This window comes from Paraburkholderia kirstenboschensis, assembly GCF_032806925.1.
Lineage (GTDB): Bacteria > Pseudomonadota > Gammaproteobacteria > Burkholderiales > Burkholderiaceae > Paraburkholderia > Paraburkholderia kirstenboschensis.
This window is the reverse complement of the sequence record NZ_CP136511.1, coordinates 327,738-349,805: the sequence shown is the minus strand read 5'-3', so window position 1 is coordinate 349,805 and position 22,068 is coordinate 327,738. Positions and strand designations below refer to the sequence as shown.

General features: G+C 59.5%; 15 protein-coding genes and 4 pseudogenes. 7 read left to right on the top strand and 12 right to left on the bottom strand.

Annotated elements, in window-relative coordinates; genetic code table 11:
• Positions 1-171 precede the first annotated feature (171 nt).
• Positions 172-402 carry a hypothetical protein gene (locus RW095_RS01755; RefSeq protein ID WP_317016083.1) on the top strand — a complete coding sequence of 77 codons (231 nt, stop codon included), beginning with the start codon at positions 172-174 and terminating at the stop codon, positions 400-402.
• A gap of 613 nt (positions 403-1,015) precedes the next feature.
• Here the strand turns inward: RW095_RS01755 and RW095_RS01750 are convergent.
• Positions 1,016-2,206, bottom strand: a complete 1,191-nt coding sequence (locus RW095_RS01750; protein WP_317016082.1) for an integrase catalytic domain-containing protein — start codon at positions 2,204-2,206, stop codon at positions 1,016-1,018.
• 529 nt (positions 2,207-2,735) lie between these two features.
• Between RW095_RS01750 and RW095_RS01745 the strand changes: the two genes are divergently transcribed.
• The 3 genes and pseudogenes from RW095_RS01745 to RW095_RS01740 all read left to right on the top strand — a co-directional run bounded on the left by RW095_RS01745 (position 2,736) and on the right by RW095_RS01740 (position 5,515).
• On the top strand, positions 2,736-3,980 hold the full coding sequence (locus RW095_RS01745; RefSeq protein ID WP_394365026.1) for a Tar ligand binding domain-containing protein: 1,245 nt from the start codon (positions 2,736-2,738) through the stop codon (positions 3,978-3,980).
• Positions 3,967-4,415, top strand: a pseudogene (locus tag RW095_RS41135) (CHAD domain-containing protein). The gene RW095_RS01745 and the pseudogene RW095_RS41135 overlap by 14 nt, the downstream one beginning before the upstream one ends.
• A gap of 65 nt (positions 4,416-4,480) precedes the next feature.
• A complete protein-coding gene (locus tag RW095_RS01740; protein ID WP_317015515.1) occupies positions 4,481-5,515 on the top strand; it encodes an IS110 family RNA-guided transposase in 1,035 nt (344 codons plus the stop codon).
• Between the two features lie 318 nt (positions 5,516-5,833).
• Here RW095_RS01740 and RW095_RS01735 read toward each other — a convergent pair whose 3' ends face one another.
• From RW095_RS01735 to RW095_RS41650, 6 genes and pseudogenes are all read right to left on the bottom strand, one after another.
• Complete coding sequence (locus tag RW095_RS01735) at positions 5,834-6,535, bottom strand: IS6 family transposase (protein WP_317016080.1); 702 nt, start codon at positions 6,533-6,535, stop codon at positions 5,834-5,836.
• Between the two features lie 326 nt (positions 6,536-6,861).
• Positions 6,862-7,896: an IS110 family RNA-guided transposase gene (locus tag RW095_RS01730; protein ID WP_317016078.1), complete on the bottom strand. Its 1,035-nt coding sequence runs from the start codon at positions 7,894-7,896 to the stop codon at positions 6,862-6,864.
• A 1,424-nt stretch (positions 7,897-9,320) separates the two neighbouring features.
• Positions 9,321-10,247 (bottom strand): NAD(P)/FAD-dependent oxidoreductase, encoded by a 927-nt coding sequence (locus tag RW095_RS01725; protein WP_317016076.1) that lies wholly within the window; start codon positions 10,245-10,247, stop codon positions 9,321-9,323.
• Positions 10,248-10,333: 86 nt separating this feature from the next.
• Positions 10,334-11,386: an alpha/beta fold hydrolase gene (locus RW095_RS01720; RefSeq protein WP_317016075.1), complete on the bottom strand. Its 1,053-nt coding sequence runs from the start codon at positions 11,384-11,386 to the stop codon at positions 10,334-10,336.
• 336 nt (positions 11,387-11,722) lie between these two features.
• Entirely contained in the window at positions 11,723-12,190 is a 468-nt protein-coding gene (locus RW095_RS01715) for a hypothetical protein (protein WP_317016073.1), read from the bottom strand.
• A 9-nt stretch (positions 12,191-12,199) separates the two neighbouring features.
• Positions 12,200-12,755, bottom strand: a pseudogene (locus tag RW095_RS41650) (transposase); the annotation flags it as partial.
• Positions 12,756-12,864: 109 nt separating this feature from the next.
• Here RW095_RS41650 and RW095_RS01705 point away from each other — a divergent pair.
• Positions 12,865-14,610: an alkaline phosphatase family protein gene (locus RW095_RS01705; protein ID WP_317016071.1), complete on the top strand. Its 1,746-nt coding sequence runs from the start codon at positions 12,865-12,867 to the stop codon at positions 14,608-14,610.
• A gap of 363 nt (positions 14,611-14,973) precedes the next feature.
• Here RW095_RS01705 and RW095_RS01700 read toward each other — a convergent pair whose 3' ends face one another.
• Entirely contained in the window at positions 14,974-16,419 is a 1,446-nt protein-coding gene (locus tag RW095_RS01700) for an IS5 family transposase (protein ID WP_317015988.1), read from the bottom strand.
• A gap of 133 nt (positions 16,420-16,552) precedes the next feature.
• Positions 16,553-16,636 (bottom strand): annotated as a pseudogene (locus RW095_RS41130) (methyl-accepting chemotaxis protein); the annotation flags it as partial.
• Positions 16,637-16,840: 204 nt separating this feature from the next.
• Here RW095_RS41130 and RW095_RS01690 point away from each other — a divergent pair.
• Positions 16,841-18,009 (top strand): annotated as a pseudogene (locus RW095_RS01690) (IS91 family transposase).
• A gap of 415 nt (positions 18,010-18,424) precedes the next feature.
• Here RW095_RS01690 and RW095_RS01685 read toward each other — a convergent pair.
• From RW095_RS01685 to RW095_RS01675, 3 genes are all read right to left on the bottom strand, one after another.
• Positions 18,425-18,640, bottom strand: a complete 216-nt coding sequence (locus RW095_RS01685) for a hypothetical protein (RefSeq protein ID WP_317016069.1) — start codon at positions 18,638-18,640, stop codon at positions 18,425-18,427.
• A 70-nt stretch (positions 18,641-18,710) separates the two neighbouring features.
• Positions 18,711-19,196 (bottom strand): Tse2 family ADP-ribosyltransferase toxin, encoded by a 486-nt coding sequence (locus RW095_RS01680; protein WP_317016068.1) that lies wholly within the window; start codon positions 19,194-19,196, stop codon positions 18,711-18,713.
• Between the two features lie 422 nt (positions 19,197-19,618).
• The gene (locus tag RW095_RS01675) at positions 19,619-20,740 is read right to left on the bottom strand and encodes an extracellular catalytic domain type 1 short-chain-length polyhydroxyalkanoate depolymerase (protein WP_317016067.1); all 1,122 of its coding nucleotides are present in this window, start codon (positions 20,738-20,740) and stop codon (positions 19,619-19,621) included.
• 692 nt (positions 20,741-21,432) lie between these two features.
• Between RW095_RS01675 and RW095_RS01670 the strand changes: the two genes are divergently transcribed.
• Complete coding sequence (locus tag RW095_RS01670) at positions 21,433-21,702, top strand: DUF1488 family protein (RefSeq protein ID WP_317016065.1); 270 nt, start codon at positions 21,433-21,435, stop codon at positions 21,700-21,702.
• The last annotated feature ends 366 nt before the right edge of the window (positions 21,703-22,068 follow it).

The following is a 22,068-nucleotide window of genomic DNA, read 5'->3' as shown; positions in this document are numbered from 1 at the left end:
AATCGCTCTATGCAGCGCGCTGGCCATGGACGACGTCCGAGTCGCTATCAGCCGTTCGAGCCCTTGTGCCAACCAGAAATATCCGTTCCTCACTGGACGATTTATCCAGTGGTCGGTGACGACTATAGTTTTGTCACTACGACGCAGTTACCCGCTGTTCAGGAGAGGAAAATGAAATCGCTGAAGATCGCCCTCGTTGCCATGTCGCTGTGCGCTGCTGTTGCTTATGCGCAAGAAACCACCACACCGGCCGCAAACGGGGCGGCTAAAAAAGCCGCACCGCCCGAAATGTCCCGCGCCTCAGACCTCGCCGCACGAGGTTCTGCTGCGCCGGCTGACGCGAGCAAAGAGGGAAAGTGTGTTGGTCCGCTCACCTTCTGCGACATTTTTTCGGGTGGCTAAGCCCAAACCGAACATCCACAGTTTCCGGCCATCGCCACTGCGTGCGGCGCGTCGTCGACGGCGAGCCAGGTCGTCGGCACGCCTGGGTTGCGCAGGCGCTTTGATCGAGGCCACGAACTCCTCACCCAGAACGCCCGAGCCGCAGCCGGGGCGGACCACCGCCCACAGCGCTTGAAAATGAAACTGTCTCGTCCGACGCATCGTCGTTCGCCTTCGCTTAGCCAAATGGCGACTCGCCACTGATCAGCAGACGTTCGCCATACGACTGCGAGGGACCGTTCTTGGCCGATGGACTAAACCGATGTTGAACTGCCGCAGTCGACCCGTATCCCTCAGCCACTCGCTGTAGGTGACCGGCCGCTCTGGCGGGGCCTTTCAGATACCTGAGATCCGCCACTGCCTCCGACGCGGCATCGACGACGACGCGTGCTGCTGCTCGGTATTGCGATCAAGATTCTGGTCAGCACCGGCCTCCCGACGACCGCTGTTGCCCGTTGGGAATGCGTTTTCGACGATTCCCCGTGGTGTGTGACGCTGGTCGAAACTGGGCACACACTCGAATCGCCTGCGACCGTCAAGTTGTCTGGCCTGCGTGTTGCCTCACGGGATGATGTTACTCCCGGGTAATTGTCACTGTCCGAATGTTTTGCAATGACGGCTGGCGCAGCGTAGCGGCGCCAGCCGTCATTGCGTCGGCATCGCCGAGTATCCGCGTCACCAGTTCTCTGGCACGATTCGATCGCCATACCTTCACGCGGCGCTGCAAGGTGCGCAGCTGCGCGCCGGAATACATGGTGGGAGCCATCGAAGTGAGACGCTCATGGAGCTTTTGCGCGGTAATGCCGGGCTCCGCTTCGAGCCACTGCTGTATCTTCGGCCAGGTATGCTCGAACGGATCTTCCCGGGTACGCCAGTCATGGGGGACGCGCGCTTTTCGATGATGCGTCGGCCGGACCTCTCCGGCCTGCCATGCCGTTCCAAGACTCGTCAGGAAATCCGCGAGTGGAACTTGAGCGGATGTTTTTGTCTCCGTCGGCGCCACTCCGGAAGCACTGCATTCGGCGACACGCTGCTGGGCGTCGCGCATTCGACGTAAGAGATCCAGTGGGTCGAGCGCTCTGAACTGGGCACGCAGTCTGCGTTTGGTTGCCTCCGACACCGAAGCAGAACGCAGCACGCGCTCGAGCGGCGTCAAGGGCGCTTCATAGCGCTTCGTCACCCTCGCGCCGTGACGGGTCTTCGATTTCAGCTTGAATGACGGCTGGAAGAAGTTGATGTACAGCCGCGACACCTCGTAGAGGGAAGCAAGGGTTGCCGTGGCTTCCAGGCCGCGTAGCCTGCCATAGCCAACGAGGCGACGCACAATAGCGCCATTCTTTTGCTCGACCCATGCCTGATCGTTTTTCTTGTAGGCACGTGAGCGCGTCAGTTCGATACCCGTTGCCTTGCAGAAGTCAAGCATGGCCGCGTTCATGAAGGCAGTATCGTTATCGCAATCCAGACCACGCAGCGGAAACGGCAAGGCACGTCTAACACGCTCGATGTGCTCGAGAACGAACGCACCGCTGCGATACGGCATGGTCAGGCATTCGGTCCAGCCGGTCGCGATATCTGTCATCACGAAGCTATGCACGAAGTCGCCGTCGATCTTGGTGCCACCACAATGCTCGACGAAATCGACCTCGAGATAGCCGGGCAACGGATCGTTCCCGTCAGAGAACGTGCGGATCGGCACCGCACGACGAATCGCATTGCCGATTCCTCCGGCGCGCCGGCGCTGGCCGGAGAAGGCCTGTTCGCGCACGTCGCGTAGCAGCCGGTCAATGGTAGCGGCGCTGATCTGCTTGAGCCGTTGGCGCATGTCCTTCGATAGCGACAGGTGACCATGCCGTGTCATCGAGTCGATCAGCGTCGGGATGAGCGCCTTCAACCGCTTGCCGCAGATCCTGTCGGCAGCCTCCCACAGCGTGATCAGCGCCGCCCGCACTTCATCGCCATAACGCCGCTGCGGCCCTGGCTTCGCCCTTTGCGGCTGAGGATCCCGACACAGCACCCGGATCGCATGCTTACGGTGATAGCCCGTCAATTCAATGAATTCGTCCAGGATCTGGCGTTTCTCCGTCCGGTCAGAACGTCGATACCGCTCGCCAACCGCCTCAGTCAATTCCCGTCGTGTTGTCATGCTGAGCCGCCTCGTCATAAGTCGTCCTCGCCAGCATTCTGACGGGTAACAAATTACATGAGGCAACAGGTACCGCTTGGTAGCAAAAATCCTGAGTCAATGCGCCTGTCTGCCGATAACTATTCTTGAGCCATACAAAGGAATAGACCCCATGCGTCTGAATATGGCGATCACGTTGCGCCTACTGGTGACGCTGACGCTGCTCGGCGCATTGCTCGTGGTAACGGGTGTATTAGGCGTCGCAGGTATGCGGGCGTCGAACGGTACGGTGAAACAGCCATACATGAACGACGTCGCAGCCGCAACCGCGCTCGGGCGGTCCAACCTGAATCTAACCGTCGTTCGCACGACGCTCGACCGCGTGCTCATCCACCCGGAGTCGCCGGATACGCCTGCGCTGATCGACAAGGCGCTCAATTACCTGTCGGTTTCCAACTCGGCCTGCGCAACTTACCAGGCGTTGCCGGCTTCAGACGAGGAAGCGGCACTGTCGAAGGCAGTCGCGGACGCTCGCGGCGCATTGTTGGGCAACGCGATCCAACCGATGATCGATGCAATGCGTAAAGGCGACCACACCACCGCCGACAAGCTTGCGATGACGGATATTCCGCCGCTCGCCGCCGCGCTGACGCAAAAGTCGGCCGCGCTTGACAAGTTCCGCAACGACCAAGGCGCCACGCGTTACCAGTCCGCGCAGGACCGCTACGACACGTTGCTGACCTTCACGCTGCTGGCGATCGCGCTCGGTCTGGTCGCCTGCGTAACGAGCGGCTTCAGCTTGCTGCGCTCGATTTCGCGCCCGCTCGATCTGACCGACCGTCACTTCGAACGGATTGCGAAGGGCGACATGACCGAGAAGTTGCGCTTCGACGCAGGCGACGAAATGGGCAAGCTCGTTGCCAGTGTCGGTACCATGCAGGACGGCATCGCCGCGATGATCGAGCAGATCACGCGCGGCACGGATTCGATCGCGGCAGCGACGCATCAGATCTCGGCGGGCAACAACGATCTGTCGCAGCGCACGGAATCGCAGGCCGCGTCAGTGGAAGAGACGGCCGCCAGCATGGAACTCGAAGTGGCGCTCGACGAAGGGACCATTGAGGCGGACTCAGGCTCGGTTCCGATCACGGCTGTTGAACTGGAGCTGAAACATGGCGAGTCAGAGAGCCTGTACGGCGTCGCGCTAGAGTTGCTGGGAACCGCGCCGCTGCGCATCGACCATCGCAGCAAGGCCGATCTCGGATACGAACTGCTCGTCGCGGAGCATAGCGACGCGGTCAAGGCTCAACCGGTGAGACTAAACCGGCGCGATTCGATCGAGGACGCATTCTGCAGTATCGCGCAACTGTCTGGATCAGGTCCATGCGAACGAACGTGGCGTCGTGTCTGGCCATGATCCGTCTAGCGTCCATCAGATGCGCGTGGGACTTCGTCGTCTGCGCTCAGCCCTTGACTGTTTGCAAACGAGATTCCCGCTTATCCCGGTCTTGACGAGGAACTGCGCTGGATTGCATCAGAGCTCGGTGCCGCACGTGATTGGGAAGTACTCGCCGGATCGACGCTGGAGCGTGCGGGGACGAGCACAAGCTCGGATGAAATCCTGCCGGTACGTCAGGTGTGCCAGCAGATCGCCGTCAACAACCGGCAGCGCGCGGCAGACGCAGTCGAGTCGACCCGCTACACCCGGCTCGTACTCCAGATCGCGATATGGTTGAACGGGAAGGGATGGCGAGACGGAATGTCCGACAAACAGCGCGGGAGCATTGCGAGGCCCGCCAGGCTGTTCGCCGCAGATATCCTGTGTCGTCGGCACAGGAAACGGTTCTACTGAGATGGACCCGACGCCTCCCTTCGGGAGACACTGACGGACGTCAACTTGACGTGTGGAGGTTCATCATGGAAATCGACATTCTCGGTATCGATCTCGCGAAAGAGGTCTTCCAGCTTCACGGGGCCGATCGCCGCGGACGGGCCGTACATCGGGCAAAGGTTTCGCGTGGCTCGCTGGCTGAATGCGTGCGTACGCTCAAGCCGAGACTGGTCGTCATGGAAGCCTGCAGCACTGCTCACCACTGGGCACGGCGCTTCCAGTCAATGGGAACAGAAGTCCGGCTGATCAGCCCCCAGTACGTCACACCGTTCGTCAAGACCAACAAGAACGATCGCAACGATGCCGAGGCGATCGTCGAGGCCGCCAGCCGGCCCACCATGCGCTTCGTGCCGGTTAAATCCGTCGAGCAGCAGGACATCCAGGCGGCGCATCGCATGCGTGCCATCCTGCTGCGCCACCGTACCGCGCTGATCAACCAGATGCGCGGCCTTCTTGGCGAACGCGGTCTTGCGATCTCGCGGTCACCGGAAGCATTCAAGCGTGCGGTCCCGGAACTGCTGCGTAACAGCGCCGACGAGCTCACCCCGTTTTGCCAAACACTGCTGACCGAACTCCTTGAGCACCTGCGCGCGGTCGAAGAACGCATCCACTTCATCGAGGTATCTATCCAATCGTTCATGAAGCGATCGGCGCTCTGCCGCAAGATCGCCCAGATACCCGGCATCGGCCCGATTTCAGCGACGGCCATCGTCGCAGCAGTCGGCGACGCCAGACAGTTCCGCAATGGTCGGCATCTGGCTGCCTGGCTGGGCCTCGTGCCGCGGCAGTATTCTTCCGGAGGCAAGTCGCGGCTGTGTCACATTAGCCGGCGCGGTGACACCTACCTGCGCACATTGCTCATTCACGGCGCGCGAGCGGTGCTGCGGTTCGTGAAGTCCAAAACCGACATGCACAGCGTGTGGCTGCAGCAGCTCATAGCACGACGAGGATATAACTGCACAGCGGTCGCGCTGGCCAATCATAACGCGCGAGTTATCCAGGCACTACTCAGCAGCGATGCCAGCTACGTTTCCCGAGGTATTGCCAGCATAGCTGACTAACTCCAGATTTACATGCGCCGTCACTCACCCTGGTTTGCGAAGCTTCTGCGAAACGATGACGAAACTGGTTGAACCAGCACTCCGAAACCTGTTTATTGCGACGGCTGTCGCTCGCGGCAAGCCGCGGTTCTGTTAAGGACGGGGTGCGCGGATCTCATCAAGGCTGCGGGCATGCTTCGGCAATCGCCCACCGGCAAGCCGGATACATGTGTGCAGACCGTTTTGACATCGTGAACAGGAAGCTTGCAAAAGGCGTCGGGTCCATACATGTCGCAGTAAGGCTCGCGGAGTAAAGTCGATCGATATGCGAAGTACTGCTTATGTTGCCAGTTCGTAGAATTGATCAACGGTGGACGGATAGGTTCCGCGAGCACATTTCATCTGTCCTTTGGCGATCATGTGCATAATCTCGATGCCGGCCAGAAGAATCTGGGCACAGCGAAAAGTTTTGAATCCCAGCATGGGCCTCGTTCGTCGCTTGATCGCGCGATGGTCCTGCTCCACAAGATTGTTGAGATAGTTGGACTGGCGGATCTTGATAGGCGTTTCACGATCGGCATTGATGGCTTCGAGTGCGGCGAGATTGGCGCCGCTTTTGTCGATGGTCACCGTCCAGGGCGCGCCATTCTGGGCGATGGATTTCTCAAAGTAACGCCGCGCAGCGGTCTTGTCCCGATGGGCGCGTAGCAGAAAGTCAATGGTGTTGCCGTCCTTGTCGACGGCCCGGTAAAGATACCGCCATTCGCCCTTGACGCGAATATACGTCTCGTCCATTCGCCAGCTCTTTCCGACTGGCCGCTTGCGGCGGCGGAACGCCTTCTCCAGCACCGGCAACAGCTTGAGCGCCCAGCGATGCACGGTCGAATGATCAACGCAAATGCCACGCTCAGCAACCATCTCTTCAATGTGACGCAGGCTCAGCGGATAGGCCACGTACCAGCGTACGCACATCAGGATCACGTCGGGCGGGTAATGCAGGCGCTTGAGCACTCGGGCTACCGCCGGATTCAACGTCGTCATCAAGCTTTCAACCGTTCATGTTGTTCCGCACATCATAGCGGACCGCCTTATTGCAACATGTATGGACCCGACGCCTTTTGCAAGCTTCCTGTTCACGATGTCAAAACGGTCTGCACACATGTATCCGGCTTGCCGGTGGGCGATTGCCGAAGCATGCCCGCAGCCTTGATGAGATCCGCGCACCCCGTCCTTAACAGAACCGCGGCTTGCCGCGAGCGACAGCCGTCGCAATAAACAGGTTTCGGAGTGCTGGTTCAACCAGTTTCGTCATCGTTTCGCAGAAGCTTCGCAAACCAGGGTGAGTGACGGCGCATGTAAATCTGGAGTTAGTCAGCTATGCTGGCAATACCTCGGGAAACGTAGCTGGCATCGCTGCTGAGTAGTGCCTGGATAACTCGCGCGTTATGATTGGCCAGCGCGACCGCTGTGCAGTTATATCCTCGTCGTGCTATGAGCTGCTGCAGCCACACGCTGTGCATGTCGGTTTTGGACTTCACGAACCGCAGCACCGCTCGCGCGCCGTGAATGAGCAATGTGCGCAGGTAGGTGTCACCGCGCCGGCTAATGTGACACAGCCGCGACTTGCCTCCGGAAGAATACTGCCGCGGCACGAGGCCCAGCCAGGCAGCCAGATGCCGACCATTGCGGAACTGTCTGGCGTCGCCGACTGCTGCGACGATGGCCGTCGCTGAAATCGGGCCGATGCCGGGTATCTGGGCGATCTTGCGGCAGAGCGCCGATCGCTTCATGAACGATTGGATAGATACCTCGATGAAGTGGATGCGTTCTTCGACCGCGCGCAGGTGCTCAAGGAGTTCGGTCAGCAGTGTTTGGCAAAACGGGGTGAGCTCGTCGGCGCTGTTACGCAGCAGTTCCGGGACCGCACGCTTGAATGCTTCCGGTGACCGCGAGATCGCAAGACCGCGTTCGCCAAGAAGGCCGCGCATCTGGTTGATCAGCGCGGTACGGTGGCGCAGCAGGGTGGCACGCATGCGATGCGCCGCCTGGATGTCCTGCTGCTCGACGGATTTAACCGGCACGAAGCGCATGGTGGGCCGGCTGGCGGCCTCGACGATCGCCTCGGCATCGTTGCGATCGTTCTTGTTGGTCTTGACGAACGGTGTGACGTACTGGGGGCTGATCAGCCGGACTTCTGTTCCCATTGACTGGAAGCGCCGTGCCCAGTGGTGAGCAGTGCTGCAGGCTTCCATGACGACCAGTCTCGGCTTGAGCGTACGCACGCATTCAGCCAGCGAGCCACGCGAAACCTTTGCCCGATGTACGGCTCGTCCGCGGCGATCGGCCCCGTGAAGCTGGAAGACCTCTTTCGCGAGATCGATACCGAGAATGTCGATTTCCATGATGAACCTCCACACGTCAACTTGACGTCCGTCAGTGTCTCCCGAAGGGAGGCGTCGGGTCCATCTCAGTAGAACCTCACCAAAAGCGAAGCAATGTTGTCAAAACCCATTTGCGCGTATTTCACACGACTGCTTCGGGGTGACGAACAGAGGAAGCTTCCGCCTCACCAAAGCACTGGCACTGTTCGCCCAAGTCCGCGAGCTGCAGTCGCGATTCTCGCTCCCAAGGGCAAATTCTGCCTTGCCATACGTTTGTTGAAATGTCGAGCGATGGAAACGATGGTCCTTGCGCATCGCAGGCTTCGTTGCGAAAGCTAGCGGGGAGCGAGACGCGTAAAGTGAGCCGGATTGCGCACAACGATAAGTTGTCCCAACGAGGCTCGCGTTGAGATGCAGGTGCTCCGTCGAATAGGGCATCAGACACTGTTAGTCTCGATTCGCACACATGCACTTGCGCTACATCGATGCACCGCCCGTTGATATTTCTACCGTTCTAAACCGGAACACGATTTTAAACAAATCTTGTCGGAGGCCGGTATTGATAGTAGTACAAATGATTTAGGTTACCTGACCGTTAGTGGGGATCGGGCAACGCGCGCCCCATCTTCTGCCAGGAAGGAACGTGGCAATGTAAGACGCTCAAAGCTTCGCAAACCGCCGACAACGCTCGCGATCCGCTCGAGGAGGTAGTAGTCGAGTCCGAACGCCAACTGACAAGTTTACTTCGAACTGATGCGAGGTGACGACATTACTTTGCAGCCGAACGAAGCAATAGTGTCACCTCGGAGGTTCCGGCCTTGTCCTGGCAGGCATGGGCCAGTGACAACATTGCTGTGCGACACGAAGCACGAGGCTCGGCGGCGCCGAGCGCAGTGCATGATCATTACATCATTGTCCGATCATGTGACAGTGAACCCGCTGTACGACCAGCGGTAGCCTGCCTAGCGTCTCAGCCCCATCGCTGCTCGGAGCGTCTATGCCACGTCTCGCGACGGGGCACACTTTCGGACCACATTGTCGGAAGGGCTTCAACCAACGTCGTTACCAACGATGATTGCCTTCCTCTAAGCGAAAGCCGCGCTGTAATGGCGCGGATAAAGGTTGCAACATCACCTTGCGCGAAAGCGAGCAGACTTCCGCCTGGTCCCCGGACGCAGAATCATGGCCTGAGTTCATTGAGGGAGAGCATGGGAGAGCACCGGAAACGGTGTCTGCGCCCTCTGCGCTTTTGCGCGGAACAACGACTTTGAACAAAGCGTAGGTTCGTTTGAAGCTGAACGGACCGGCTGCACGCTTGTGCAGTTCGCGGGGGCTTAGCTGTATGCGGGGAAACTCGCACGTACAGTTCTTAGGGGAGGACGCGCCGGTAACGGCGCGTCCTTACCCGATTCGCTCTACGATGGTAAACAGCCGCCGTAGCCGCATCACCTGGGGTTCTGAGGCAGGCTTCGATGAATTTCCGTCGCGGCGATGGCCGCTTCGCCCGAGGCAACGCTGATCTGATTGAGGGTATTGACGATGTCGCCAGCCGCGTAAAGATGCCGGATGCTAGTCCGCTGATGTTTGTCGGTTCGCACCATTCCGTCGTCGTCCCGCTCCACTTTCTGTCCCAACACGTCGGTCCGAGCATTGCAGCCCATGACGGGATAAACAGAGTCAAACCTATGGACGGCTCCATCGAGACTGATGATCTGAACCCCTCGATGGGCACCTTCGGGTTCGTCAAGTCGCGATAGCTCGATCAGACCGATACCACTGGCGACAGCCGAATCCACTTCAGCGCCCGATAACGCATCGAGGTCGGACGCCACCACGGAAACGTCGCGCGAGAACGTCCGCATGAAGACAGCATGCGATAGCGCACATTTCGCTGGTCCCAGCATTGCGATGCGCTGACCGTCGGTCTCGTAACCGTCGCAAATGGGGCAGAGTCGAAAGAGACCGCGACGCGTCAGTTCCGCCGCGTTGGGTATCGATGGCAGTCCATCCCGAATGCCTGCGGCCAGCAACACTCGGCTAGCATGCACCGAGTGCACCGCTCCTTCTTCGATGCCGGGCAGCGGGCGATAGTCGACCCTGAATCCGTTGTCGGCAGCTTCAATGGTCTCGACCCGAGCTGGCTGGGGCGTCACCACATAGGGTTCGAGCTGCTCGCGCAGACTAGCCAGCCAGGCCTCGCCGCTTATGCCGGATGGAAAGCCCGGAACATTTCGCGCAAGCGGGATGAGCCGCGCACGGCTTTCGCCCGAATCAAACACTTTCACCGAGCGGCGATATCGAGCGAGATATAAGGCGGCGGTCAGGCCGACGGGCCCCGCGCCGACGATTACACAGTCAATTGAACTGGTCATTCGCAAACGAAGCTCCATAAGCTGCTCACAGCAGACGACTCCCTGTTCACACAGGACAAGAAAGCGTGGGCGCGCGCGACTCCCGGTTATGCTTCCGCCGGCGCGACCGGCAACCTCTCAGCCGCCGACGTCTCGTCAATGGCGGCGTTGCTATCGCCCGTTCCCACGGACTGTCCCGCGCTCATCAGGTCGATCGCCTCGACGATTTCAGCGGGGACCGCGTAATGCACCATGTGGCCCGCCCCACGCGCGATGACGAGCGTGCTATGCGCGATTTCACGATGCAATCGCACAGCATTCGCTTGGGGATCAATGACCTTGTCATCCACTCCCGCAAAGATGCTGACCGGCATCTTGAGGTCCGGATAAAGGGCACTGAACCGTGCTGCGGCGGGAATCATGAACGCGGCATCCTCGGCCTCCGCTTTGATCTGCACGGGACGGAGGATCATTTCCCGGGAGACAAAGTTAAAGAAGTCGGCTGGCGTGGGCAACGGCGAGAACATCGCTTCGACGGTCCGCTTTAACAACAGCCGCCCGGTCAATGGCGAAACCGTGTAACGCAGGACATCACCCACGATGGGAAGCGCTGCCGGCGCGACGAGCGCTACATCGGCGCGTGCAGTCGGATAGTAGTACCCGGAAACCAGCACCAGGCCCCGTAAGTCCGCGGCGCCGTCGGCCGCCATACCCAATGCGACCAGCGTGCCCCAGGAATGTCCGAGAACCACGGGTTGGTCGACGCCGATTTGCACGAGCGCCTGTCGAATCAGTGCTGCCTGAGCTGTTGCAGTCCACAGTCGGTCGCGTGGCCGGCCGCTGTACCCGTAGCCGGGGCGGTCGAACGCAATCACGCGGTACCGCTCAGCCAACCGGTAGATCAACCCGCTGGCGATGAAATCCTGCAACAGTACGGCATTTCCATGCAGGAGCACGACAGCGGGCCCGGTGCCCTTGTCGACGTAGTGGAGCGGTACGCCATCCACTTCGACAAAGCCGCCGACGGGCGGGTTGTCGCGTTCGGCTTTGCGGGCGCGATGCTCGACCCATAGCGCGCTGATAGCGGCGGCGGTCGCTGCAGCTGCAAGTGCTCCGATGGTTTTGGTGGGTACGGCAACTTTGTTGAACGAGCGGCGCATGATTTCTCCGGAATGCCGACGGGCGGAAGACGATCCACTTCAGGAGAAGATCGGCCGCCCTGCCGCGGCGTGAATGTTCGATAATTTCGTCTGCGCCCATTCTCGCGGCCAAACAAACAATGGATCTTCCGGCTTCTACGGCGCAACGATCATGCCGCGAGGTGCAGTTGCACCCAGCCCACCTGAAGTGCCAGCCGTGATACCGGTCACTTCGGTGCATCGCCAGGCGCGGCGCGCCTTACACAACCGATACGTGCCATATGTTCAATCTGAGGCCCGCTCCATCAACGGTTCAGATCCATCGACTTGTCTATGGACAGAAAGACCGACGCCCGATCATGCGGTGGCCTTCGGTTCAAAACTTACCGGGGGTCCGACGATGGCGTGCACGCGTTCACTCATGGAGACCCGCAGTTGGCGGCAATCGATGTGGGAACGGCAGGAAAGCGCCTTGAAGCTGCCGACTGGCGACGACAGCTGAACGTTGGCAACGGCCGATGACACGTCAGCGAACATCGCCCGATGAACGTCCGCTGCACTTTGTGAAGAGCCATTGATGCCTCGACGTGCCGAAAGTCCGCTGAGGGTCGGGTCCGGAAGTTCTAGCCAAGGTCGCATGGGGATGCGCGGCGCTTGAATGGTGACCTTCGGCAACCGGCCATTTTGCGACTTTCGCGGTTTCCCGGCGAACATCTGCTGCTGAGCGCCGATCCGACGCTGGCCACCATGGCGCCGATATGCGAGTTTTGGAGCGTGATCATACCAAGCAAGTTTTTTGAAAACTCGGAGTAATGAGCGCGTCATATGGTGCTTCTAAGATGCGATTGTCATTTCCGAAACTTGTTGCGGTGGCGTCAAGAGCCAAGTGCAACGTTTAGCTAAACCGGCGTCTTCCAATTGCTTTGGCCATGGCTTTCTCAGGTGTGTCCCATCCAAGGGCTTGACGGGGCCGCCCATTGAGGAGTTTAGCGATGTCGTTGAGCGGGATCTGCGTGATCGTCGAAAGGTCCATGCCCTTGCGTAAGAACTCGCGCGGCAGGCCGTTGGTGTTCTCGTGGCTGCCACGTTGCGAAGGTGTATGCGGATCGGCAAAGCAGATATCGGGATTCAATCGCTTGGACAGCTCGGCATGACAAGGTTATTTCGGTTTCTGCGATCGTAAGTCAGGCTCTCGCGCAACAAGGCAGGCATCTTCTTCGTTTGTCGCGTGAAGCCTTCGAGCGCATCCCAAGTGCAGTTGTTCGGGCACAAAGCCCGTGCGGGCAATGCTCATACGCGGGCTGCTGTGCGCGGGCTTCTCCTGATGCAAGGCTTCAATCATCGCTTGCTTGAGCCTACCGCGCGGGTGAGCGTGAATTTCCGTGTAGATCATCATCTAGGAGCACTTAAAACTAGAGCCTGAGCAGCTGCACTTCAGATTAAGTTTACTTGTTCAAGTCGGATCTTTTCTATTCCCTACACTCGTCAAAAGGTATTCCGTGTTTCGTCAAAATATTCGAAGAACTCTTTTAGCATCGGCTGCGTCGCTGGCGCTTTTATCCTCCGTCGTTCACGCCGCCGATGGTGATCTGGACAACCATCGCGAAGATACGCGAACACCGATCAAGCACATCGTGGTCATCATTCCCGAGAACAGAACTTTCGACAATCTCTTCGGGACTTATCCGCACGCGGCGAATATCCCCGGCGAGCAAAGCTGGGTTGGTGTGCCTGCGCCGAAATTCGTGGCGCGCCCCGGCACGCCGGCCGCCAACGTCCTGACGCCGGACTTGCTGCGGAGCAATCCGAATTGGAGCTTGTCCGGACGCCCCGCCAACCCAACGCGGCTTCGCCCCGCCGACGCCTACACCTGCGATATGGCGCATAACTACGAACCCGAGCAGCAGGCGTACGATGGCGGGGCTGTGGATCGCTTCCCGCAGACGGCCACCGGCAAGGGCCCGGGCTGCGCCGTGGACGGCTCAACCATCATGAATTATTATGACGGCAACACCGTCCAGGCGCTGTGGAACTACGCTCAGCACTACGCCATGAGCGACAATTCCTTTTCCACCACCTACGGCCCCACTGTGCCCGGCCATGCCAATATCGTTTCGGGCAACACGCATGGGATCATCATTCACGATCCCGCCAACCCTGAGAACCCCGACACCAGCGGCTTCTACATCAATCCGGTGGATCATTCGATAACCTTGACCGACGCCAACCTCCCCGGCTATCTCGACGATTGCGGAAAGGGCCGGACTTTTGAAATGACCGGCAAGAACGTCGGCGATCTCCTGAACGAGAAGAACGTGACCTGGGGCTATTTCCAGGGTGGCTTCCTGCCCACGACCCCCGCGAAGTTCGATGCGAACGGCGATATGTCTGCGCCTGCGGTTTGCGGCTCCCAGCATGTCGCCCATCAGGTGCAGATCAACGGCGTCACTTATAACGTGCAGAACCCGAGCGTTAACCCGGGTCCGGACGTGCATGTCCTCGAGAACGACTACAGCACCGGCGTTACTCCTTTCATGAAATATGCGAGCACGCGCAACCCACACCATCTGCGGCCGAGCTCGGCGGAAATGATTGGCAAGACCGACCAGGCCAACCACCAGTACGACATCTCGGATTTCGACACGGCGCTGTCCCACAACTCATTGCCCTCGGTCAGTTACGTGAAGGCGCCGGTCTATCAATACGGCCATCCGCAAAACTCCGATCCGCTCGCCGAACAAGCGTTCCTTGTAAAGACAATCAACGCGGTCCAGCAGTCTCGCTATTGGCACGACACTGCGATCGTCATCGTTTGGGATGATTCCGATGGCTGGTACGACCACGTCATGCCTCCGCTCTTGACCCCGTCGGCGACCAACATCGACTTCCTGTTCGGCCCCGGTAATTGCGGCACGCCGCAGCCCGGCGCCGACGCCGCGCGCTGCGGTCTCGGCCCGCGCCAGCCTCTGCTGGTGATTTCGCCCTGGGCGAAATCGAACTTCGTCGATCACACGCTGACTCACCAGGCCTCAGTGCTTCGTTTCATCGAGGACAATTGGAAGCTTGGCTTCATCGATGGCCCAGTTGCTCCTCCCGCAGGTACGGGATCCGTCGACCGGCATGCAAATTCGCTCGATAACATGTTCGACTTCGAGCGCGAGCCGAATCTGCGTCCTCTCATCCTCGACCAGGTCACCGGAGCGGTCGTCAAGGGTGACAGCGACGACGGCAAGCGCCGCGACTGAAACGACTGAAGCACGACAGCTAGCTCAAAGTTGAGTGCAAGCGCACGGGATTGTAGAAGCCGACGATGTACTGCGTGATGGTCAGTGCCGGCTATCACCAGCGCGGCCGGCATCGTGGGTGCCATAACCAGCCCACGACCTTGCGCGAGTGAAGGTCCAGCACGACTGCCAGATACATCCTGCCCTGGGCGTGCGGATATACGTGATATCCGCACGCCCGATTTCCTCACGATGCCCATCACCTTCATTAGTCGGTCCTGAAAAATTCAGTTTGCGCTTCAGCGCGACTTCATGGGGCCAATGAGGCCACAGTCTCCGTCTGCGCGGCGAGGCAGTGGAACGCCTGGATGTCAACGAAGGGAATCAGTGCCTTTGCAGACCGTTCCAGCAAGCCGGTGCTGGCGTGAGCGTGACAGTGACGAGCCACTGCAGCGTCGCGAGGATAAAAAATACGGGAGCCAGGCCCAGACGGACGATTGCGCGCAGCAACCATCGCAGGTTGTACCCCGCAGCACACAGTACCGCGTGTAGCGCATCGCCGGCCTTCCCTTTAAGCCAGCAACGCCGCATGCCGTGATCATGCTTCACATGGCCGATGATCGGTTCGATCGCCTGCCGCCGTTTTAGCCAGCGTCGCTGCGTGCCCGTCAGGCTCCTGTGTTTGCCGCGATGAATCAGTTTTACTGACGATACCTCGTCATCGACCCCACGAAACCCGAGATCGACCAGCACGGTCTTCGGTTGCGGCGTACCGGGCAGATCCTGCAACAGGATGGTGCTCTGTTCAAGTTGTTCTGCCAGCGTGTGGCCGTCGTATGGGTTGCCCGCGAACGTGCGCGCGCCAACGATCAGCCCTTGTTTTTCCGTGATCGCAAGGCTTACCTTGACGCCGAACTCGTAGGGCTGGCGCGCCTTGCCTTTACCGATGCACTCGACTTCGGGCGCGTGCAGGGCGTAAAGCTTGTTTTTGTCCTTTGGACGTTGGCGACAAATGCGCCACGCCCGCTCCAGCCACACGCGCAGTTGTGCCTTCCGTTCATCTGAGGCTCCAGACAGCTTGCGTTCGATGTCGCGCAGTAGCCGTCCCAATACGGTGCGCTGACGTTTGAGTACACGCCGCACTCGCCTGAACTGCTTCGCATGCGCATAGCCGCCCGCGCGGCGACGCAGCCGTTTGCCTTCACGTTCGTACGTCTGCTTCAATACAAGACCAGCGCGTTGCGCAAGTTGCACGAGTCTGGCCCGCGCCACCTCCAGCAGACGGCTGTCAGTCGGATACGCAATGGCCTTCTCCTGGACCGTCGTATCAACAATCACGCGCTCGAATTCGGCCGGCTTCACCGCCTTCATCTGCACCGCCGCCGCGATCGTCGTCGCGAGCAGCTCCTCGACACCGACTTCGCCCAGCTGCTGCCGGAAACGCACCAGATTGGTCGGGTCGCATGGCAGATGTGGCTGAAAGTACTCCTCACCACAGAAGAACTGGAAGTACACGTCCTGCGCCCAGCGCTCGCACACCGACTCATCGCTCTCGTTATAAGTGTGCTTCAAATACAGCAGCCCGACCATCAGCCGCACTGGCAGGCGCGGACGTCCGGCCGCACTGACGCCACCGGCCAGTTCCTGAGAACTCACACCAAACAGGTCCACCGCTTCGCTTAACCGGCCATCGCGTGAGCGCCGCTCAAACAGGGGCGCGAGCCTCGCTTCGATGGCAGCCCACGGCATCCTCGTGGCCAGCACCGCAAGTGGGTGGCGCAGATCAATCATCGCGTCCAGACGGCTACGAAAAAAATCCGGTGTGCTCATCGGCCAAAACTCCCAGAATTTTTATCTCTTCGATAATCTTCCTGGGAGCCAGGTTATCCGAAAACCAACTGCTACGCCAGGCCAGACGGTGCTTCACAGGTTTTTTCAGATCCGACTCATTACCGCGTTCACGATGTTCGCCTGCACTCGCGGCTTCGACCACTGCGCTGAGCGCGAGAATGTTAGTCTGAAACGCAATTTCTTCGATCACTGATGATTTCCGATCTGACGCCGCCCGGACGCGGCGCCGGAAGGCCGAAATTCGCGCGGGCTATCGGGGCCATTCTCGGCTCCTGTATGACGTGCAATCCGGTCAATGGCGGTTCGTGGATTCTATGTGCAGGTCGCCACCGACCTTCTGCGCGAGGTGATCAGTCCGCTGGAGAAACTGCAGAACAACGGCTGAACGCGGCGCACGGCCGTGCCCGAAGTCGCGGACGTGTTCCGCGCGCATGGGCCCGTGTGGCGACAGACCGCACAGCTGAGTCTGGGACAGCTGAAGGTCATGTCGGCGATCGAACAGTGCCGCAGCGCGGCGCTGGGTGGTCACGTGTTGCGCTGTTCCGGCTGCGAACAGATCGAGGTTGCCTACAACTCCTGCCGTAACCGCCATTGCCCGAAGTGCCAGGCGAGCGCCGCGCACCGTTGGCTCGAGGCACGTCAGGCCAATCTGCTACCGGTCGAGTACTACCATGTCGCCTTTACAGTGCCCGTCGCGATCAGCGCGATCGCCTGGTACAACAAAGCGGTGCTCTACGGCCTGCTGTTCGACGTTGCCGCCGAAACCCTGCGCACTATCGCCGCCGACACAAAGCATCTGGGCGCGCAGGTCGGCGCGACACTCGTGCTGCACACGTGGGGCTCGGCGCTCACGCACCATCCTCACGTACACGGCATCGTTCCCGGCGGAGGCCTCTCGCCAGACGGTGAGCGGTGGGTCGCCTGCCGGCCCGGCTTCTTCCTGCCAGTACGTGTGCTGTCGCGCCTGTTCCGGCGGCGCTTCCTGGAAGAGCTCACCCATGCACATCGCAAGGGCCAGTTGCGTTTCTTTGGCGAGTACGCCGGGCTTGCCGATCCCACTGCCTTCGCACAGTGGCTCGCGCCGCTGCGCGCGGGCGAATGGGTCGTATATGCGAAGCGCCCGTTCGCGGGACCGAAAGCGGTGCTTGCGTATCTGTCGCGCTACACGCATCGCGTGGCCATCTCCAATCAGCGGCTCATAGCACTCGACGAACGCGGCGTGACCTTCCGATGGAAGGACTATCGGGCCAGCGGCCGCACACGCCAGAAGACGATGACGCTTGAGCCACACGAATTCATGCGGCGCTTCCTGCTGCATGTGCTGCCTGTCGGCTCCCATCGCATCCGCCACTATGGCCTGCTGGCCAATCCCGTGCGTCGGCAGAATCTGGCTGCGATACGGGCGCTGCCAGACGTGCCAGCTTCCATTATTGTGAGCGAAGGTCCGTCACCGGCACTCCCGCCCCGAAGTTCGTCTGCCGGCATTGCGGCGCGCCGATGATCATCATCGACATCCTCCTGCGCAGCCACCCAATTCGCGCTCCGCCCACTTGCCGAAGCAACGTATGAAGACGAATCACCCTGGCTGTCCAGACCGACTGTCGGCTCTTCGGCAACGAGCGCCAGGAGAAGACGCTTGTGCCTGTCGTTACCGCCAGACCTTGCCGCGCTCGCGACACCTCTACAGCCGTGCAGCATGGACGGTTTTGTCGCGGTAAGGATCAACGAGCTAGCGAGATCGGTATGCGAAGTATTACTTATATTGCGAGGTCATACAATTGGTGTTCGCGCCGCTTCGGTCGTACAAAGGCAATATGATGAGGATAGCTTACATAATATTAACAGAAGGCCTTGTTGCGACAAAACCGTTTGCACTGCTCGTGACGCAACTGCCGCAAAGCCCGCAACCTTGATTGTTGATATCGGTAGCGACCGGGGCCAGAGATCCGGCAAAAGAGGCCGCGAAGACCACCTTTTGTTTGCGTCAGGTGACCAGACTGTGATAAGGGGGAAGGTTGTCCGCTTCCGCGCAAGCTTCCTCGTACAGGTTCTTGAGCTCTTCGGCCACGTTCACGAGATCCATCAAGCGCAAATCGTCGCCGGGCCCGGATTCCTCCTCCGGTGTTTCCCGAAGGTGGCGCAGCTCTGCGTCGACCGACTGGATCACGACTACCAATGTCCGGCCGCTAATTTGAGGCATGTGTCATCCTTTCCGATAGTTCCTGCCCGTGGCTGCTGACTCACGAACTGAGTGAATTCACCACGACCAGTCACTCTTTCTTTTCTTCCTTTATCTCGCCTTTGGCCAGCTTTACTTGCCTGACAATCGCGGCACGGGCGAAATTATCCAAAGCCCCTTTGTACGTCTCGACGGTCATCATTCTTGCTGGTTCAATCTGATAATGACAGCCCTCGATGCCCCCGGCCCGGATTGCTTTCTTTTCTCCCGGCCCGTTAATGAAAAGGTCCTGGTATTCAGTTCCTTTTGGCGCCCCAAAGTACTTCCAGCTGGCGAAGCCAAGAACACCCGCTGTGTCGTGCATCGACAGTCCCCCGCCGTCCTTGTCGACGTTACCGTCCTTGACCGCCACATCGGGCCTCCTGTCGATCCATCTTTGTTCTTTCCTGTTGAAGAACTTTGTCCGGTTGAAGCTCGGGTACAAAAAGCCGTCTTTCGGCATGCCATCGGATTCAAACCACCCGTCGTATGTATTCTTCTGCACAGCCCGGTAGAGATCTACGTCCGTCGTTGCCATAGAAGATCTCCCTATTCTGGACCACTTCGAAGGACGGACACATCACGGCCGAAAATTACCGCCCTTGACGCCTTGCGCCTTGCCCGCCCGCGCGCCGGTATTGCTATGTCCGCCCTGGAATCAGTCTAGAAGACGATTCCGAGCGGTCAAGCCCAATGTGCAAAGACAGACGGATTCCGATGCAATGGCGACACGCGCGTCCATTTCTGCCAGAAATTCAGCGATCGAATCGCAGAGCAGGCACATATTCGTTGCCTCGTCATCACTTCGATGATTTGAATCCAACTGTTTGTCTGGAACAGCCCTGATTTGCCCAACGCCCGCACGCGGCGGACCATAGATTACTTCGCTGCCGAACGACGTAATTCGTCAAGTCGGAGCTTCCAGCCTAGTCCTGACAGGCGTTGGCGCATGCCGGCGGCTTAACTGTTAAGCGCAAACTGGTCGAAGAATCGAACGATCTCGTTGGTTGCATGCGGACCGCGTGGGTCGGTATAGGTACCTTGTAAGTTCCCTCCCGACCAGGCGTGGCCAAGACCATGCACAAGCCATTGCTCGCCGACTGGGAGGCCTTTTTCGTCGTGGAAGATGCGGCGCGTGTAGGCATAGCCGTTTTCCGTTTTGCTCAGGTCCGTTGGACCAGGTCGTAGGGTGGCACCGGCGTCGCCTTGCAACAGCCGGCGCATTGAGATGATCTGATCGCTGTTGCTCGGATGGACGGTTTCATCAGCGTCGCCGTGAAAGACGATGAGCGGCACAGTGCGCGGCTGAGAACCGCCCAGCAAACGTGCGGGCAGGCGGATCTTTCCTTTTCCGTCGTTCATCGCACAGAGCGCTGAAAATGGGTCGTCTGCGACGCCGAACGCGACGCCCGAATGGACCGCAGCGGCCGCGTAAAGGTCAGGATGCGTCACCGCGAGATTGACAGCCATGGCGCCGCCCGCCGACATTCCTGCCACATAGACGCGAGCATGGTTGACGTTGTACGTCGCAACGACCTCTCGTGTAAGCGCCGCGATCATTGATGCTTCGCCGGACTCACGCACTTGGTCGCCGGGTCGAAACCAGTTCCAACATCTAAGGAGACTGACGCTTTCCGACTGCTCTGGATAGGCGACGATATAACCATGCGCATCGGCGGCTTCGTTCATTCCTGTGCCGGCGGCGAAATCGTCGGGATCTTGCTGAGCGCCATGGAGCATGACGACCATCGGAAGCGACTGGCCATGATAGGCACTCGGCACGTAGAGCTTGAAGCGGTGCGTCTGACCGGCGTGTTCAAAGTGACTGCTCAACCATTGAGGACTGTTCCTCACTGCTGCCCCACGGGGCGTAACAAAGGGAACATCCGCGGCAAGCGGCTGCCTCACCATGGGCGGCTCGTTTAGGATGTCGATCGGGGATTGCGAGGCTGGTTCCGGCGTCGCACTCGCAACCGTCGACTGCGGATCGACGAAAAATTGCGCAGCGAACCCTAGCGGTCCACCGGCGAACAGCGACCAGAGAGCGGCGTTTGCCGATGCAAGCGGATCAAAGATGTTCATCTTTCGTTGCTTAATTCAGGGGTGGCTAGGCGCGCTCCGTCACTTATTGCGAAACCACCGTGGGTGCGGTGACGGAGAATCGTTTGCAAATGGCCCATCGGGCGGTCGAGCATCGTGGCGTTACCGATCCGCATGGATTGTTCCCGGGCACACAAAATCCCCGCAGACTCTAACTTCAACGGCCTACCAAAACGGCCCGAGTAGTCGCGCGACACAAACCGCGGGGGCGCGGCGCGTTACGTCGATCTACCCGAGCGAGAGACCCATGACATTCATTGACAACACGCCCGCGCTGAACGCGACAGAGCGCATGAAGTTCGCCCGAATCAGGCTTCATGCGTCGGCATATTCAGACCGGACGCTTGGTCGACGAACGCGCAGTCTTTGCGATTTCGCTGTTCGCATCGAGCACGGCTCCGCTGATTTCGCGGGCAGCTTCGTTTGCCGTACACCCGTTTCTGCCTATATTTCACACGACAGTTCGAACGCGCGAACTACCATAGGAAGTTGACTGTTTGCTGATAACCGGTTCGATTGGCCGGTACAAACCGGCAAGCGGAGCGCGCAATGCTCCGCCGACTTTTCTGTTAAGTCAGGCAACCCTTTGGCCTGATGCCAGCGACAATCGCTGGCATCATCGGGGCGATCGACAGCCTGCTCACTCGCCTACCAGATGACGCCCGGAACCCGCCATGGAAAAACCTGAATTCGAGCCGCAGATTCTGGCAAATCGACAAGGCGTGTCGTTCTGGCTCGTCCGCGGAAACACCACCGTCGAATGCATCGTCACGATTGCAGCGCTGGAGGCCCACTTCTGGCTTGAGCAGCGGGCCGGGGACGCCCGGATCCTGCGGATTTTCCGCGACGGGTACAGCCGCATCCGCACGGTCGCCGAACGGAAGCTGCTTGCGCATCCGTGCACACGCTTGGAACTGACACCCGATGACTTCGAGCGCTCGTGAACAGCGCGGGTGAATCGGGCACGCTTCCCGAAGCATGAATAATATGGCCGGCGGCCATTTTTTGGGCAACGCTGTGGTGGCGGAGCTCAGCCGGCCACTGCGAGGGTCTGACCGTTGATATGACTCCGCTTGTCAAGAGGAGGATCGGTTTTGGGTTTTGAGCTGCCATCTGAATTTCCTGAGGGCGACGTAGCAGTAAATCTCGACGGTGGATCATGCTTATATCCGCGGGTTGGTTACCGCATTACAGAAGTCCGCCCAGCGAGCCTACCGCAATCTAGTTCCGCAAGTCAGTCGAATCAAATCTGTTGCCTAACGGTCTCGCGGGTTGCTCGGGTGCCGGGCTACGCCGCCTTCAGGAAACTC

Excerpts from the sequence above, each read along its gene's own strand:
- RW095_RS01755 (WP_317016083.1), top strand. The coding sequence starts at position 172 with ATGAAATCGCTGAAGATCGCCCTCGTTGCCATGTCGCTGTGCGCTGCT.
- RW095_RS01745 (WP_394365026.1), top strand. The coding sequence starts at position 2,736 with ATGCGTCTGAATATGGCGATCACGTTGCGCCTACTGGTGACGCTGACG.
- RW095_RS01740 (WP_317015515.1), top strand. The coding sequence starts at position 4,481 with ATGGAAATCGACATTCTCGGTATCGATCTCGCGAAAGAGGTCTTCCAG.
- RW095_RS01735 (WP_317016080.1), bottom strand. The coding sequence starts at position 6,535 with ATGACGACGTTGAATCCGGCGGTAGCCCGAGTGCTCAAGCGCCTGCAT.
- RW095_RS01730 (WP_317016078.1), bottom strand. The coding sequence starts at position 7,896 with ATGGAAATCGACATTCTCGGTATCGATCTCGCGAAAGAGGTCTTCCAG.
- RW095_RS01725 (WP_317016076.1), bottom strand. The coding sequence starts at position 10,247 with ATGACCAGTTCAATTGACTGTGTAATCGTCGGCGCGGGGCCCGTCGGC.
- RW095_RS01720 (WP_317016075.1), bottom strand. The coding sequence starts at position 11,386 with ATGCGCCGCTCGTTCAACAAAGTTGCCGTACCCACCAAAACCATCGGA.
- RW095_RS01715 (WP_317016073.1), bottom strand. The coding sequence starts at position 12,190 with ATGACGCGCTCATTACTCCGAGTTTTCAAAAAACTTGCTTGGTATGAT.
- RW095_RS01700 (WP_317015988.1), bottom strand. The coding sequence starts at position 16,419 with ATGAGCACACCGGATTTTTTTCGTAGCCGTCTGGACGCGATGATTGAT.
- RW095_RS01685 (WP_317016069.1), bottom strand. The coding sequence starts at position 18,640 with ATGCCTCAAATTAGCGGCCGGACATTGGTAGTCGTGATCCAGTCGGTC.
- RW095_RS01680 (WP_317016068.1), bottom strand. The coding sequence starts at position 19,196 with ATGGCAACGACGGACGTAGATCTCTACCGGGCTGTGCAGAAGAATACA.
- RW095_RS01675 (WP_317016067.1), bottom strand. The coding sequence starts at position 20,740 with ATGAACATCTTTGATCCGCTTGCATCGGCAAACGCCGCTCTCTGGTCG.
- RW095_RS01670 (WP_317016065.1), top strand. The coding sequence starts at position 21,433 with ATGGAAAAACCTGAATTCGAGCCGCAGATTCTGGCAAATCGACAAGGC.